Annotated in this window: 13 protein-coding genes and 2 tRNA genes; 4 read left to right on the top strand and 11 right to left on the bottom strand. The window is 65.1% G+C overall.

Annotated features, from left to right (window positions below; translation table 11 throughout):
* Nucleotides 1–100 precede the first annotated feature (100 nt).
* Nucleotides 101–177, bottom strand: a tRNA-Val gene (locus tag ABIB80_RS26475).
* 128 nt (nt 178–305) lie between these two features.
* Here ABIB80_RS26475 and ABIB80_RS26470 point away from each other — a divergent pair.
* Nucleotides 306–1,166 (top strand): class I SAM-dependent methyltransferase, encoded by an 861-nt coding sequence (locus tag ABIB80_RS26470; protein WP_354128709.1) that lies wholly within the window; start codon nt 306–308, stop codon nt 1,164–1,166.
* A gap of 121 nt (nt 1,167–1,287) precedes the next feature.
* Here ABIB80_RS26470 and ABIB80_RS26465 read toward each other — a convergent pair whose 3' ends face one another.
* The 6 genes from ABIB80_RS26465 to ABIB80_RS26440 all read right to left on the bottom strand — a co-directional run bounded on the left by ABIB80_RS26465 (nt 1,288) and on the right by ABIB80_RS26440 (nt 8,475).
* Entirely contained in the window at nt 1,288–2,250 is a 963-nt protein-coding gene (locus ABIB80_RS26465; RefSeq protein ID WP_354128708.1) for a cation diffusion facilitator family transporter, read from the bottom strand.
* Between the two features lie 2 nt (nt 2,251–2,252).
* Nucleotides 2,253–5,471 carry an efflux RND transporter permease subunit gene (locus ABIB80_RS26460; protein WP_354128707.1) on the bottom strand — a complete coding sequence of 1,073 codons (3,219 nt, stop codon included), beginning with the start codon at nt 5,469–5,471 and terminating at the stop codon, nt 2,253–2,255.
* Nucleotides 5,464–6,441 (bottom strand): divalent metal ion exporter adaptor subunit IhpB, encoded by a 978-nt coding sequence (ihpB, locus tag ABIB80_RS26455; protein ID WP_354128706.1) that lies wholly within the window; start codon nt 6,439–6,441, stop codon nt 5,464–5,466. Before ihpB ends, ABIB80_RS26460 begins: the two co-directional genes overlap by 8 nt.
* On the bottom strand, nt 6,438–7,712 hold the full coding sequence (gene ihpA, locus ABIB80_RS26450) for a divalent metal ion exporter subunit IhpA (RefSeq protein ID WP_354128705.1): 1,275 nt from the start codon (nt 7,710–7,712) through the stop codon (nt 6,438–6,440). The genes ihpB and ihpA overlap by 4 nt, the downstream gene beginning before the upstream one ends.
* A gap of 55 nt (nt 7,713–7,767) precedes the next feature.
* A complete protein-coding gene (locus tag ABIB80_RS26445) occupies nt 7,768–8,130 on the bottom strand; it encodes a hypothetical protein (protein WP_219682222.1) in 363 nt (120 codons plus the stop codon).
* A gap of 120 nt (nt 8,131–8,250) precedes the next feature.
* The gene (locus ABIB80_RS26440; RefSeq protein ID WP_219682221.1) at nt 8,251–8,475 is read right to left on the bottom strand and encodes a protein-tyrosine phosphatase family protein; all 225 of its coding nucleotides are present in this window, start codon (nt 8,473–8,475) and stop codon (nt 8,251–8,253) included.
* Between the two features lie 352 nt (nt 8,476–8,827).
* Here ABIB80_RS26440 and ABIB80_RS26435 point away from each other — a divergent pair, with 352 nt between their 5' ends.
* Nucleotides 8,828–9,721, top strand: coding sequence for a hypothetical protein (locus ABIB80_RS26435; protein WP_007603523.1), 894 nt, complete (start codon nt 8,828–8,830; stop codon nt 9,719–9,721).
* Nucleotides 9,722–9,743: 22 nt separating this feature from the next.
* On the opposite strand, the gene ABIB80_RS26430 is transcribed toward ABIB80_RS26435, so the two are convergent.
* The 3 genes from ABIB80_RS26430 to ABIB80_RS26420 form a co-directional block, all read right to left on the bottom strand.
* A complete protein-coding gene (locus tag ABIB80_RS26430; protein ID WP_219682220.1) occupies nt 9,744–10,559 on the bottom strand; it encodes an alpha/beta fold hydrolase in 816 nt (271 codons plus the stop codon).
* An 84-nt stretch (nt 10,560–10,643) separates the two neighbouring features.
* Nucleotides 10,644–11,894 carry a peptidase T gene (gene pepT, locus ABIB80_RS26425; RefSeq protein ID WP_219682219.1) on the bottom strand — a complete coding sequence of 417 codons (1,251 nt, stop codon included), beginning with the start codon at nt 11,892–11,894 and terminating at the stop codon, nt 10,644–10,646.
* Nucleotides 11,895–11,996: 102 nt separating this feature from the next.
* Nucleotides 11,997–12,326, bottom strand: coding sequence for an HU family DNA-binding protein (locus ABIB80_RS26420; RefSeq protein WP_007603525.1), 330 nt, complete (start codon nt 12,324–12,326; stop codon nt 11,997–11,999).
* A 234-nt stretch (nt 12,327–12,560) separates the two neighbouring features.
* Here ABIB80_RS26420 and ABIB80_RS26415 point away from each other — a divergent pair.
* A tRNA-Asp gene (locus tag ABIB80_RS26415) sits at nt 12,561–12,637 on the top strand.
* A 200-nt stretch (nt 12,638–12,837) separates the two neighbouring features.
* Nucleotides 12,838–13,671, top strand: a complete 834-nt coding sequence (locus ABIB80_RS26410) for an FkbM family methyltransferase (RefSeq protein WP_219682218.1) — start codon at nt 12,838–12,840, stop codon at nt 13,669–13,671.
* Between the two features lie 91 nt (nt 13,672–13,762).
* Here the strand turns inward: ABIB80_RS26410 and ABIB80_RS26405 are convergent, their stop codons facing one another.
* A complete protein-coding gene (locus ABIB80_RS26405) occupies nt 13,763–13,966 on the bottom strand; it encodes a hypothetical protein (protein ID WP_026232877.1) in 204 nt (67 codons plus the stop codon).
* Between the last annotated feature and the right edge of the window lie 53 nt (nt 13,967–14,019).

The following is a 14,019-nucleotide window of genomic DNA, read 5'->3' as shown; positions in this document are numbered from 1 at the left end:
ACGACTTTGAAACCCCTCGACAACCCGTTCGGCACGAGGTTGTCACCCATGTCTTAGGTACGACCTGTTACCTATGTCTCCGGTCTGGACAAGGGCCGGCTGGTGGGCGGTCACGGATTCGAACCGCGGACCCTCTCGGTGTAAACGAGATGCTCTAACCAGCTGAGCTAACCGCCCCACGGCGCCTCTTTAGCGCCCCCTCGGGTGTTGGAGCAAGAGGCGGCCGCACCGCAAACCGTGCTCATTTGAACCGCTTGATGACCTTCCGGCGTGGTATCACGACCGACAAAACGACAGAGGCCCCAATGGAACAGCCGAGCGGACACGAGCAGAACGCCGACCAGATCGCCTACTGGAATGGCCCCAGCGGGCAGCGCTGGGCCGATCGCCATGCGGCGCAGGAGAGCCTGCTCGGCCCCATTGCCGACGTGCTGATCGCCCGCGCCAGGCCGAAGCCGGGCGAGCGCGTCCTCGATGTCGGTTGCGGCTCCGGCGCGACGACGTTCGCGTTCGCGAAAGCGGTGACCCCGAATGGTTTCGCGCTTGGGCTCGACGTCTCCGAGCCGATGCTGTCGCAGGCGCGTGCGTTTGCGCCAAAGGGCTTGCCGCTCGATTTCGTGCTGGCGGATGCGACGGTGCATGCATTCGAGCCGGCGAGCTTTGACCTACTGGCCTCGCGGTTCGGCGTGATGTTCTTCGCCGATCCCATCGCATCTTTCACCAACCTCCGCCGTGCGCTGAAGCCGACGGGGCGATTGGCGTTTGCCTGCTGGCGCGAGCCGAAGGAAAATCCGTGGATGATGGCGCCGCTGATGGCGGTCTACAAACACGTGCCCAAGATGCCGCCGGTCGGGCCGGAAGAGCCGGGCCCGTTCGCCTTTGCCTCCGAGGAGCGCGTGACGCGCATCCTGACAGGCGCGGGCTTCGTCGACGTCGCGATGGAGCCGCACAATCTCGCGATGGATGTCGCGATCGGCGGCGGGCTCGATGCCGCGGTCGAGGGCTCGCTCCAGATCGGCCCCGCCAGCCGCGCGCTGCAGGGCCATCCTCCGGAGACATATGCCGCGGCAAAAGCCTCGATCCGCGAGATGCTCGCGCCGTTCCTGAAGGGACAGAGCGTCGCGCTCCAGGGCGCGATCTGGATCGTGACGGCGAAGGCGGCGTAGGCGCGCCTCTCTCCACCGTCATTGCGAGGAGCTCTTGCGACGAAGCAATCCAGATGTGTCCGCGGAGGCAGTCTGGATTGCTTCGCTGCGCTCGCAATGACGAGTGGTGGGCTGGCGAATCCTACACCACATCATCCGGCGCCAGGGCGCAGCCATTGTCGGGATGAGTCTCGACCTGAAGGGTGGTGTGGCCGATCCGGTGGGAGCGCTTCAGCATTCGCGCCGTCTCCATCAGGAACGCATCGCCGGCGCCGCTGGGCATGACGAGGTGGCAGGTCAGAGCCGTCTCGGTGGTCGAGATCGGCCAGACGTGAAGATCGTGGATCGCGGACACACCGGGACGTGCCAGCAGGAACACCCTGATCGCGGCGATGTCGGTGCCCCTGGGCGCAGCCGCCATCGACATGTCGATCGAGCCGCGGAGCAGGCTGGTGGTGCTCCAGAGGATGGTGGCGCAGATGACGAGGCTGGTGACGGGATCGAGCCAGAGCCAGCCGGTCCAGATGATCAGCGCCGCCGAGATGACGACGCCGAGCGAGACCGCGGCGTCGGCCGCCATATGCAGGTAGGCGCCTTCGATGTTGATATCGTCCTTGCGTCCGCGCGCGAACAGCATGGCGGTGAAACCGTTGATGAGGATGCCGATGCCGGCGACCACCATCACGGTGACGCCGGCGACAGGCTCCGGCTCACGCAGGCGTAAAAACGCTTCCCAGCCGATCGCGCCGGTTGCGACCAGCAGGAACACCGCGTTCGCCAGCGCTGCCAGAATCGTGGAGGCACGCAGGCCATAGGTGAAGCGGCCGCTGGGCGCGCGCCGCGCCGCGATCGACGCGCACCAGGCCACGACCAGGCCGAGCACGTCGGAAAGATTATGGCCGGCATCTGCAAGCAGGGCGGTGGAGTTGCCGATATAGCCGTAGACGGCCTCGGCCACGACCAGCGCGGTGTTGAGCGAGATGCCGATCGCGAACGCCTTGCCGAAACTGGCGGGCGCATGGACATGGGCGTGGCCACCATGATCGTGATCATGGCCGTGGCTGTGATCATGGTGATGATGACCGTGATGGTCGTGGTTGCCCACCTCTAGCGCTCCCCGGACGCTGCCAAATCAGGCGCCATTGTAAGCGTTTCGGCAGCCCCGTCACGGCGGAACAGCACGTAGAGCGCCGGCAGCACCAGCAGCGTCAGCACGGTCGCGGAGATGATGCCGCCGATCACCACGGTCGCAAGTGGCCGCTGCACCTCGGCCCCGGCCCCGGTGGCAAGGGCCATCGGCACGAAGCCGAGCGACGCCACCAGCGCCGTCATCAGCACCGGACGCAGGCGTGTCAGCGCGCCCTCGCGCACCGCGTCGGCAACGGGGTGCCCCTCGCTGCGCAGCCGCTCGATGAAGGCGATGATCACGAGCCCGTTGAGCACGGCCACGCCCGACAGCGCGATGAAGCCGACGCCGGCGCTGATGGACAAGGGAATGCCGCGCAGCAGCAGCGCCATGACGCCGCCGGTCAGTGCCAGCGGCACGCCGGAGAACACGAGCGCCGCATCCGCCGCCGATCCCATGCCCATGAACAGCAGCAGGAACACCAGCAGCAGCGCCACCGGCACCACAAGGGTCAGCCGCTTGGTGGCGGAGACCAATTGCTCGAACTGTCCGCCCCAGCCGATCCAATAGCCCGGCGGCAGCTTGACCTTCTCCGCCACGACCGCCTCGGCCTCGGTGACGAAAGAGCCGAGATCGCGCGCGCGGACGTTCGCGGTGACGACGATGCGCCGCTTGCCGTTCTCGCGGCTGATCTGGTTGGGGCCGGGCGTCGCATCGACGGTGGCAACCGACGACAGCGGCACATAGCGCATCTGGGCGAGGGGGGAGCCGGGCAGTGCCGTCCGGATCGGCGCGCCGATTGTTGCCTCCTCACCCGGCGGCAGCGGAATCGGGATCGCCCTGATGGCTTCGAGATTGCCGCGCAGATGTTCCGGCAGGCGCACGACGATGTCGAAGCGGCGGTCGCCCTCGAACAGCTTGCCGGCCGACTTGCCGCCCACCGCGATCTCGACAATGCCCTGCACCTCACTGATGCTGAGCCCGTACCGGGCGAGCGCCTGGCGGTCGAGGCGGACGGTGAGGATCGGCAAGCCAGAGACCTGCTCGATCTTGACGTCGCTGGCGCCGCGAATACGGCGGATCGCGGCCTCCACCTGTTTTGCCGCGCCTTGCAGGATGTCGAGGTCGTCGCCGAAGATCTTGACGCCGACATCGCTTCGCACCCCGGAGATCAGCTCGTTGACACGGAACTGGATCGGCTGGGAGATTTCATAGGCGCTGCCGGGGATGTCATCGGCGGCACGGTCGATGGCCTCGATCACGTCCGACTTGGGCCTGCCCGGGTCGGGCCATTCGGCGCGCGGCTTCAGCATGATGTAGCCGTCGGTCTGTGCCGGGGACATCGGGTCGGTCGCGATCTCCGCGGTGCCGATGCGGGTGAAGAACTCCTTCACCTCCGGAATCTGCTTGATACGTTTTTCCAGCGCCTTTTGCAGGTCCAGCGACTGGGTCAGACTGGTTCCGGGAATCCGGATCGAGGCCAGCGCGACGTCGCCTTCGTCCAGGCTCGGAATGAACTCACCGCCCATGCGCGCGGCCGTAACGCAGCTTGCAACCACGATGATGGCGGCCATGATTGCGACGCTGAGGCGATGGTCGATCGCAAGCCGGAGCAGGGGGAGATAGGCGCGCTTCGCCAGCCGCATGAACAGGTTTTCGTGTTCCGACACCTTGCGGGTGACGAAGATGGCGACCGCGGCCGGCACGAAGGTGATGGAGAACAGCACCGCGGCGGCCAGTGCCATCAGCACCGTCAGCGCCATCGGCGTGAACATCTTGCCTTCGACGCCGGTCAGCGTCAGCACCGGCAGGTAGACCACCGCGATGATCAGCGTTCCGAACAGGCTCGGCTTGATCACCTCGCTCGACCCGCGCCGGATCGCGCACAGCCGTTCGGAGATCGTGAGCAGGCCGCCTTTCTCGCGCTGAGCCTCGGCCAGCATGCGCAGGCAGTTCTCCACGATGATCACGGCGCCGTCGACGATGATGCCGAAATCGATCGCGCCCAGACTCATCAGGTTCGCACTGACCCTGGTCTCGACCATGCCGGTGACCGTCATGGCCATTGACAGCGGAATGACGCAGGCCACTACCAGCGCTGCGCGGATGTTGCCGAGGATCAGGAACAGCACGGCCACGACCAGGGCCGCGCCTTCCACCAAATTGTTCTCGACGGTGCGGATGGTGGCTTCGACCAGATCAGTGCGGTCGTAGACGGTCCGCGTCACGACGCCGTCGGGCAGCGATTTGGCGATCTCCTCGAGCCGGGCCGCGACACGGCGCGCCACGGTGCGGCTGTTTTCGCCGATCAACAGCATGGCGGTGCCGAGCACGGTTTCCTCGCCATCGCGCGTTGCGGCCCCCGTGCGCAAATCGCGGCCTTCGGTGACGGTCGCGATGTCCCTGATCCTGACGGGATTGCCGCCGCGCGAGCCGATGACGATGTCCCTGAGTTCGCCGACATTGCCGACCTGGCCCGGCGAGCGAACCAGATACTGCTCGCCATTGCGCTCGATATAGCCGGCGCCGACGTTGGCATTATTTGCGGCGAGCGCCGTCATGACGTCGCGGAAGCCAAGCCGGTAGGCCATCAGCTTGCCGGGATCGGGGAGCACGTGGAATTGCCGCTCGAAGCCGCCGATGGTGTTGACCTCGATCACCCCCGGCACGTTGCGAAGCTGCGGCTTGATGATCCAGTCCTGCACGGTGCGCAAATCGGTCAGCGAATAGTCGTGGCCGCCTTGCGTCTTCGCGCCCGCCTTGGCCTCGACGGTGTACATGAAGATTTCGCCGAGCCCGGTCGAGACCGGTCCCATCGCGACCTCGACGCCGGCCGGAAGCTGGTCCTTTACCTGCTGGATCCGTTCGCCGACGAGCTGGCGGGCAAAATAGATGTCGGTGCCGTCCTTGAAGACGACCGTCACCTGGCTCAGGCCGTAGCGCGAGAGCGAGCGGGTGTAGTCGAGCTTGGGCAGCCCGCCCATCGCGGTCTCGACGGGGAAGGTGATGCGCTGCTCGGTTTCCAGCGGCGAATAGCCGGGGGCACGGGTGTTGATCTGGACCTGGACGTTGGTGATGTCAGGAACGGCGTCGATCGGCAGGCGCTGGAAATTCCAGGCGCCGAAAGCGACGACGCCGAATGCGAGCAAGAGGACCAGCCAGCGCTGCTGCAGCGAGACCGCGATGAGGCGCTCAATCATGCTCGGCCTCGCCCTTGCCCATCTCCGCCTTCACGACGAAGCTGTTTTCCGCGACGTAATGCTCGCCGGCCGATAGTCCGGCCCTGATCTCGACATGGCGGCAATCGGAATCGCCAAGCTCCACGGGGCGCGCCTCGATCTTGTCGCCGTCCTCGCGGACGAACACGATGGTCCTATTCTCCAGCGTCTGGATCGCGCTTTTGCGCACGGCGACCGCGACGTCGCGCGCGGCGAGGATCAGCCGTGCCGTGACGAACAGGCCGGGACGCAAGCGCCCGTCGGGATTTGGCAGCACCACGCGCGCCAGCGCGGTCTGGGTGTCGCTCGAGCCGATCGGGGCCATGTAGGAGATGGTGCCCTTGATCTCGCCGCGGCCGTCGTCGGGATCGATCAGCACCTCGTCGTTGAGGCGGACGCGCCGCAGGTCCTGCCGGTAGATCGACAGGTCGACCCAGATGGTCGAGAGATCGGCGACGACGAAAGCCGGCTTCTGCTCGGAGGCGTATTCGCCGAGCGAGATCTGCCGCTCGATGATGGTGCCGGCAAGCGGCGCCTTGAGCTCGTAGACGGTGAGGCTCTGGTTGCTCTCGATCGCGGCGAGCAGATCGTCCTTGCCGACCTTGTCGCCGATGCGCTTCTGGATCGATTTGGCGACGCCGGGAAAGCGCGGCGTCACCTGCACCACGGCTTCCTGGTTGGCGCGCAGGATGCCGTTGAAGGCGAGCGTGTCGGTCAGCGTGACGCTCGCGGCTTCCGCCAACGTTACGCCGGCGGCTGCGAGCTTGATGTCGGAGATGCGGATCCGGTCGGCGCCGTGCTCGTCCTGCTCGACATGGTCGTTCGGCTTGTCCGGCTTCTTGTCTGCGGCGTGTTCGGCATGCTCGACCCTTGTTGGGGCCAGCAGGGAATAGCCATAAGCGCCGAGCGCGGCGGTAACGAATGCGACGAGGATGGTGGAGGACGTCTTCATCGTGCGCTCTCCCGCGCCAGCGTGAAGGGATTGCCGACGAGGCCTTCGATGGTCGCCACCCCCGCGTGGAAATTCTGCAGCGCCTCCTGCTCGCGCAGCCGCGCCTGGGTGACGCTGGCCTGCGCATCGAGCACTTCGAGCAGGCTGAAGCGGCCCTGGCCGTAGCCTTGGGCGATGGCGTCCGAGGCTTCGGTGGCCTTGGGAATGGCGCTCTCGCGCAGCACCGCGAGCTCGCGCAGCGAGCCCTGGAGCGAGTCGTAGGCGCGGCCCGCGACCACGATCAGCGTGTTGCGGTTGGCCTCGCGCTCGGCCTTGGTCTTGGCAAGGCTTTCCTGCGCCGAAAGGATATTGCCCTGGTTCTGGTCGAACACGGGGATCGGCACCGAGACGGTGAGGCGCGCCGCGTCGTCATTGGTCTCGTTGAAATGGCGCCAGCCGGCGGCGATCCGCACGTCGGGATAGGGCCGCAGCCGCGCCAGCAACAGCTCGGCATTGCGCTGGGCATAGATCGCGGTCCAGCGCACCAGCTGCGGATTGGCATCGATCGCGGCGACGACGGACTGGAATGTCGGCGGCCGTCCCATCGTGTCGAGCCGTCCGGAGACCTCGCCGAATTTCGGTGCCGCGTCGCCCATCAGTACCGCCAGCTCGCGCCGGGCGATGGCCAGCGTCGCCTTGAAGCGCTCGCGGTCGGCCCTCACCAGGGCGGATGCCACTTCCGCACGGCCGGTCTCGGCCGGCGAGGAGGCGCCGGCCTCGACGCGGCGGCGCAAGAGCGGCGTCAGCCGATCGATGGCGGTGATCTGCTCGTCGAGGATCTGGATGCGCCGCTGCGCGCCGAGTACGCTAAGGAAGGCAATCGCGGTCTCCGACAGCACCTCCAGCCTGACGGCCTTGCGCTGGATCGCGGCCACCTCGATGCCGGCGACACCCGCCGCAATCCGCGCGTCGCGTTTGCCGAACAGCTCGAAGGCCTGGCTGATCTGAAGCGTGGTCTCCGCCGATCGCGTGCCGCGATAGATGCCGGACCCGAACGAATTGTCCTGTTCGTAGCTCAGCTCCGGATTGAGGAGCGCACCGGCCTGGATGCGCTGGCCCGTGGCGATGCCGACATCGCGCTCCGCCGCGGTCAGTCGCGGGCTCGTGGCCAGCGCGCGCGAGAGTGCGCTCCGCATCGTCAGAGTCTGGGCGTGAGACGGCGCAAGCGCCAATCCGACAATCAGACACGCTACCGCGCACGCCAGGCGCGCGGCCATTCCCCTGTAAAACATGAAACCGACCTGTGAAGGATGAACCTCATGGGCGCGGAGCGCCCGACCAATCCATTCAGGTCATATGTTTGGGAGGCGGGGAGTCGGTGTCGGGAACAATTCCGGCGAGCCGGGGTGCGCGTTGTGGGCGCGATACGGACACGAGCCCGATCGATGCGGCCGGTGGCGCCGGCTGCGCCACCGTCACCGAGAAGCAGCCATGGCAATGATGTCCGCCGATGGCCTTGTGGTCGTTGTGATCTGCGGAGCCGTCAAGGACCGCGCTGATCTCCGAGCCGCCACCGGGCGTGGTGACGTCGATGTCGTGCAGGCCATGCAGCGCTCCCGCGAGCAGGTAGACAACCGCGATCAGCACAGACAGCAGCCCGCGCCAGTTGCGCGGCCGGCATGATCCTGAGGGCTGGCGGTTCGCGAGCACGATTTCACTCTGGTTGCGGTCTGCGTCCGGCCTAGCATGGGGGCGGGAACAGTGTCGACCCGCAACATTGTTACGTCCCTGGAACAATTGCCGCAGCGGTCGCGAAGACGGCAGCTCTTCTCATTGGCGCGTGATCAAGCTGAGCTGAGCATCGGCTGACGCTCCGCCTGCCACGTTCGGCACATCGCCGGCTTCGACCGTGACGACGGCGCGACAGCCGGCTTCCATGGCGCGTTCCAGCCATTTGATGGCTTCGTCGATCCACTGGTCGTGGTGCTCGGGATCGGCGATTGCCTTTTCCCGGAATGCATCTGCCTGATGAAGGCACGCGGTTCTGCGATCCACGCGGCTCTCCCAATCCAGAGGTTCCGCCCCGATCGCATCCTTGATGATCGGAGAGCCGGCGTCGTTAACATAGGACAGGAACCGCCGCCCAAAAACAAAGCCCCAGCCGGGACCGACCGGCTGGGGCTTTCGTGCTCACAAACTTCATCCTTGGGACTTGGACAAATAATCCGCATCGCGCCGGTTCGTTCCCGCAGGCTCGGTCCAATTTGGAACCTTCCTTATTCGTTGTGATTAGCGACGAGGAGACATTGAGGAGGACGGACCATGGACGGATTGATTTATCTCATCGGCTTGATCGTCGTGATCATGGCGATCCTGTCGTTCTTCGGCCTGCGTTGAGAGGGCGGTGATGACGATGGAAACTCTCATACGGGAAGACATCATGGAAGGCGGCGGCGTCGCTGCCGATGACCGGCGCACCATCCAGTGGAGCTCGGTCATCGCAGGCGCTTTGGCTGCCGGCGCAATGTCGTTCATCCTGGTCGGCTTTGGAGTCGCCGTCGGCCTGGGCGTCAGTTCAGCCTCGCCGACATGGCGCGATGCATCGGCGGCGCTTGCGCTGCTGTCCGGCTTCTATTTGATCATCCAGGCGATTATCAGCTTCGGCTTTGGCGGCTATGTCGCCGGCCGTACAGCAAGACCAGCGCCGGCGATTGCGACGATCGAAGACGATGGCGAACGACGGGATGGCGTGCATGGGCTGATGTCCTGGGCGCTTGCCGTGCTGCTTGGTGCCGCTCTGCTCGCGATGCTCGGCGCAGCAGCGATTGACCGCTCGCCGATGCGCAGTTCGGCCAGCAATACCTCCGCCGCCGAGCCCTTGTTGAGTTACGAGCTGGATAAGCTGTTTCGCGTAGCGCGGCGGCCCCCCAACACCGACCTCAGGGAACCTCGTGCCGAAGCAGGACGCATCCTGATGACGTCATCGAGCCACAGCGGCGTCAGCACCGATGATCGGGCCTACCTCGTGCAGCAGGTGGCCGCGCTGACGGGACTCGCGGCACCCGACTCGGAACGACGGGTCGACGCCGTGATCGCGGATTCAAGGACGGCGATCAATCGGGCGCGGCGTAACTCCATCATCGTCGCCTTCTCCGTTGCGGCAGCAACCCTGATCGGCGCTGCGGTGGCCTGGGCTGCGGCGGTGGCCGGCGGTCGCCATCGCGACGGCGAGCCGCTGCCGAACTGGATGGCAAGCTCGAACCGCTTCCATCGCAATCCGCGCGCGATGCCGGTGCCGTAAGCGGATCGGGCGTTGTTGCTGTCTACCTGTCGGTCCCGGCGCGCCGGCGGATAAACTCGGCAATGAGAGTTGTGATTTCCGCCGGGCGCTCCAGGTTAGGGAGATGTGCCACGCCCGGCATTTCGTGGCTCTCTGCGTCTGGGACTGACGCGACGACTTGGCGACAGCGTTCCTGGACGTAGGGGAAATCCAGGTCGCCCCATACAACCAGGGTTGGTACCGCGATTTCATGAAGCCGGTGGAAGAAGGGGCGAATGTCGACCTCCGATCCGAATGGCGGGCACCGGAGCGCTATGCCGTTCATATCAAGGAGCAAATCGCGAGCGGCACCGACTACGCGGCCTTCGGGCGCCAGCGGTCCATCAAGCCAGAGGCGCGCCTTCATGGCGTTCAACCGACCGAGATCGCCGGATGCCTCGGCCTGCCTCGATTGGATTATCAGCGTCTCGATGTCAGGGGTGTAGACCGGATCGGCTGCGCCTGCGACATTCGGCGCGATCAGAACGAGGGCCCGAACACGCGACGGATGCCGGAGGGCGGCGTCGAGCGCGATGCGGCCGCCGAGGGAGCAGCCAACGAGGATTGCGGGCTGGTCGTCTGCGGTAGCCTCCAGCACCGCGACCAGGTCTGCGAGTGCGGAAAAGTCCTCCGGCTCGGCGCGAGTTTCGCCGAACCCCCGTCGATCATACGCGACCGTCTTGTGAGTGGCGCTCATTCCATTCAATTGGGCGCGCCACATGCGACGGTCGCACACGTTGGCATGAAGAAAGACCGTCGCAGTGCCGCTGCCTGCAACCTCGGTTGCAAGCCTGGCGCGACCAGACACAATGTGTTGCATCGATTGCATGTCCAAGACCGACGACGGGTCGCGCCCAACCGATAGCCGGGAGCGATCCCGGCCATGGTGCTTTGACGAGAGGCGCTAGGCCTTCTCCTCCCAGATCATGGCGAGGTGGACGATCGTCTGCACCGCCTTCTCCATGTCCTGCCGGCTGACCCATTCGAGCCGGGAGTGAAATGCGTGCTCGCCGGCGAAGATGTTGGGGCAGGGCAGGCCCATGAAGGAGAGGCGGGAGCCGTCGGTGCCGCCGCGGATCGCGGTGCGCATCGGGCGCAGGCCGGCGCGGCGGATCGCTTCGATGGCGTATTCGAGAATGTGCGGGTGGCGATCGATCACCTGCTTCATGTTGCGGTACTGCTCCCGCACTTCGAATGTGTAGGTCGAGCGCGGAAAATCCTTCATCACGTCCTTGACGATGTTCTCGAGCAGGATCTCCTTCTCCTTCAGCCCTTCCTCGGTGAAGTCGCGCACGATGAAGGAGAGCGTCGCCTGCTCCAGCGCACCCTCGATGCCGATCGGATGCAGAAAGCCCTGCTTGCCTGATGTCGTCTCGGGCGAGCAGCCTTCCCGGGGCAGGCGCTCGACGATGGCGGCGGCGATCTTGATGGCATGCTCCATCTTGCCCTTGGCGTAGCCGGGGTGGGCACTGACGCCGTTGATGGTGATGGTGGCACCGTCCGCCGAGAAGGTCTCGTCCTCGACGCTGCCCGCACTCTCGCCGTCCATGGTGTAGCCGAACTCGGCGCCCAGCTTCTTGATGTCGACATTGTCGACGCCGCGGCCGATCTCCTCGTCAGGCGTGAACAGGATCTTGATGGTGCCGTGCTTCACTTGCGGGTTGTTGATGAAGAAATGCGCGGCATCCATGATCTCGGCGACGCCGGCCTTGTTGTCGGCGCCGAGCAGCGTGGTGCCGTCGGTGGTGATGATGTCGTTGCCGATCTGGTTCTTCAGCGCCGGATGCTCGGCGAAGCGGATCACCTGGCTGGTGTCGCCTGGGAGGGTGATATCGCCGCCGCGATAGTTCTTCACCATTTGCGGTTTGACGTCCTTGCCGGTGACGTCGGGCGAGGTGTCCATGTGCGAGCAGAAGCAGATCACCGGCACCTTCTTGGGTGTGTTGCCCGGGATCGTTCCGTAGACGTAGCCGTAATCGTCGAGATGAGCGTCCTCGACGCCCATTTCCCTGAGCTCGGCGGCGAGCACACGGCCGAGATCCTTCTGTTTCTCCGTCGAGGGCGAGCTCGGGGATTCCGGATCGGACTGGGTGTCGATGGTGACGTAGCGCAGGAAGCGCTCGGTCACGGTGTGCGAAAAGGTGAGGGAGGACATTTCTGGTCAAACCGCCGAGTGAGGTGAGAGAGGCGGTATACCAGAAAACTGGGCCGCGTTGCGGCCGGAGCAAGCCGATCAGGCTTAACGAAACGTGAGTGGTCAGATCGCCTCTTTCAGCTCCTTGACCGGGCGGAAGGCGACCTTCTTGCTGGCCTTGATGTGGATGGGCTCGCCCGTGGCGGGATTACGGCCGGTGCGGGCGGCGCGCTTGCGCACCTGCAGGATTCCAAGCCCGACGATCCGGACGCGGTCGCCCTTCTTCAGATGCTTGGTGATGAGGTCGACCATGTCGGTCAGAACGGCCTCGGCGCGCTTCTTCGACAGGTCCTGGCTCTCCGCAATGTCGGCGGCGAGGTGCTTGAGCGTGATGGTGGCGGGAGCGGCTGCCTTCTTCGCCGAATCCTTCTTGGCCGAGTCTTTCTTAGCCATGTCTGGCCTCCTCGATTCCTGCCGGTGGTCGGGATGACGGCTCCCAAACCCCGCAAGTTCCCGGAGGGGTAGACGATTCGGGGCTGGACTGACACGTCAGGCCCGCGGGCGAGGGTCACGTTCGTGCGCGCTCTCAGCGGAAAACCGATCGTTCCGGCTGTGGATGCAACATCCTTGACTTCAACAGGTCCGGCCTTTAAGTCCCCCCTCGTTCCGCAGACATTTGCGTGTCACGCGGGAGTAGCTCAGTTGGTTAGAGCGCCGGCCTGTCACGCCGGAGGTCGCGGGTTCGAGCCCCGTCTCTCGCGCCATTTTTGGCAATCCTTTCATACCCTTACCTCAAATCCTGATCTCGCTTCGATCCCGGGTCCGGCGCGCCCCGACTTCCGCGTGCTTTTTGGTCTTTGACCCACGCAAAATCTCTCGCCCGCGCCACGGCCGTCAGGCGCCGGATTGATCGCGCCGTCGATCGCATGGTACCGCTCAATCCGGGATTGTTCGGATCGATTTGATGCAGGCAGCCGATTTCAGCGCGACGTTGCAGAATTTGTTCGCGAAGGGCGTGCGCTACGGCACCGTCATCGATCTGGGCTGCGCCGATGGGCACTTCGTGCTCAACCATCAGTCGTGCCTCGGCGGTGCGGTGCCACTGAACGTCGATGCTAACAGGATCTACGAGGACTCCCTCAAGGCGATCAAGGAGGTGCTTGGCGGGCACTATCGCATTTGCGCCATCACCGACCACGAGGGCGAGATCGAGATCACGGAATCGGTGCATCCCTACTGGTCATCGCTGCGCCCCGCCGGCGACGTCTACTGGTCGCGGGTCAACGACCTCTCCACCAGCAAGGTGAAAGTGCCGGCGACGACGCTTGATGCGCTGGTCGAGGAGCTGTCGCTCAAGCCGCCGTTCCTGCTCAAGCTCGATGTGCAGGGCGCGGAACAGGCCGCACTGAAGGGCGCGCGGTACGTGCTCGAGAATTGCAGCGTTGTCGTCTGCGAGACTGACGTTGACGACTTCCAGGACATCAACGCGATGCTGCTGGACGCAGGTTTCTTCCTCTACGATTTGACGACGCTGCAGCGCCTGCGCGACGGAACGCTCGGCTGGTTCTACCCGGTCTATGTCAGCGGCAAGCTCGCCCATCTGAAGCCGCAGGCGTTCTGGGACGCCGGCGACAATGCTGCCGTGATCGGCGTGCAGGAGACGCGCCGCAAGATGATCCTGGAGCAGAACAGGAAGGCCCTCAACCGGCTGCGTTATGGGCAGAGCGGTGTCGGCCGCAATGATCCCTGTCCCTGCGGTTCAGGCGACAAATTCAAGCACTGCTGCGGCAGCTATTGACCCGATCCATATCGGAGCATCACCCCATCGCCTGAATCAAAGAGGCCGCCCGAAGGCGGCCGTTCGGTATCAAACCGGACCTTTTTGATCCTCAGCGGATCTCCGACGTCCCGGCGCTGGTCACCACGACCGGCTTGCCGGCCTTGATCACGTGGGCGGATTGGGCGGTCTGGCTGTAATCGGCATTGGTGCGGGCTGCGATCCCGAAGCCGGCCACCGTGATGCCGGCCACCAGCGCCACCACCACGATCTTCAGGTGGGTCGCACGATCAGCAGAGTGAATGGAGTGGTTCATCTGAGCCTCCCGACGGGCTTTGCCGCCGTCTATGGCTCTTCTTGTAAGGACCG

Source organism: Bradyrhizobium sp. i1.15.2 (assembly GCF_040548425.1).
Lineage (GTDB): Bacteria > Pseudomonadota > Alphaproteobacteria > Rhizobiales > Xanthobacteraceae > Bradyrhizobium > Bradyrhizobium canariense.
The sequence above is the reverse complement of the archived record's forward strand: the minus strand, read 5'-3'. Positions and strand labels throughout refer to the sequence as shown.

Bases quoted from the DNA above. Each gene is read 5' to 3' on its own strand.
- pepT (WP_219682219.1), bottom strand. From the start codon at position 11,894: ATGTCCTCCCTCACCTTTTCGCACACCGTGACCGAGCGCTTCCTGCGC.
- ABIB80_RS26430 (WP_219682220.1), bottom strand. From the start codon at position 10,559: ATGCAACACATTGTGTCTGGTCGCGCCAGGCTTGCAACCGAGGTTGCA.
- ABIB80_RS26435 (WP_007603523.1), top strand. From the start codon at position 8,828: ATGACGATGGAAACTCTCATACGGGAAGACATCATGGAAGGCGGCGGC.
- ABIB80_RS26405 (WP_026232877.1), bottom strand. From the start codon at position 13,966: ATGAACCACTCCATTCACTCTGCTGATCGTGCGACCCACCTGAAGATC.
- ABIB80_RS26420 (WP_007603525.1), bottom strand. From the start codon at position 12,326: ATGGCTAAGAAAGACTCGGCCAAGAAGGATTCGGCGAAGAAGGCAGCC.
- ABIB80_RS26460 (WP_354128707.1), bottom strand. From the start codon at position 5,471: ATGATTGAGCGCCTCATCGCGGTCTCGCTGCAGCAGCGCTGGCTGGTC.
- ABIB80_RS26470 (WP_354128709.1), top strand. From the start codon at position 306: ATGGAACAGCCGAGCGGACACGAGCAGAACGCCGACCAGATCGCCTAC.
- ABIB80_RS26410 (WP_219682218.1), top strand. From the start codon at position 12,838: ATGCAGGCAGCCGATTTCAGCGCGACGTTGCAGAATTTGTTCGCGAAG.
- ihpA (WP_354128705.1), bottom strand. From the start codon at position 7,712: ATGTTTTACAGGGGAATGGCCGCGCGCCTGGCGTGCGCGGTAGCGTGT.
- ihpB (WP_354128706.1), bottom strand. From the start codon at position 6,441: ATGAAGACGTCCTCCACCATCCTCGTCGCATTCGTTACCGCCGCGCTC.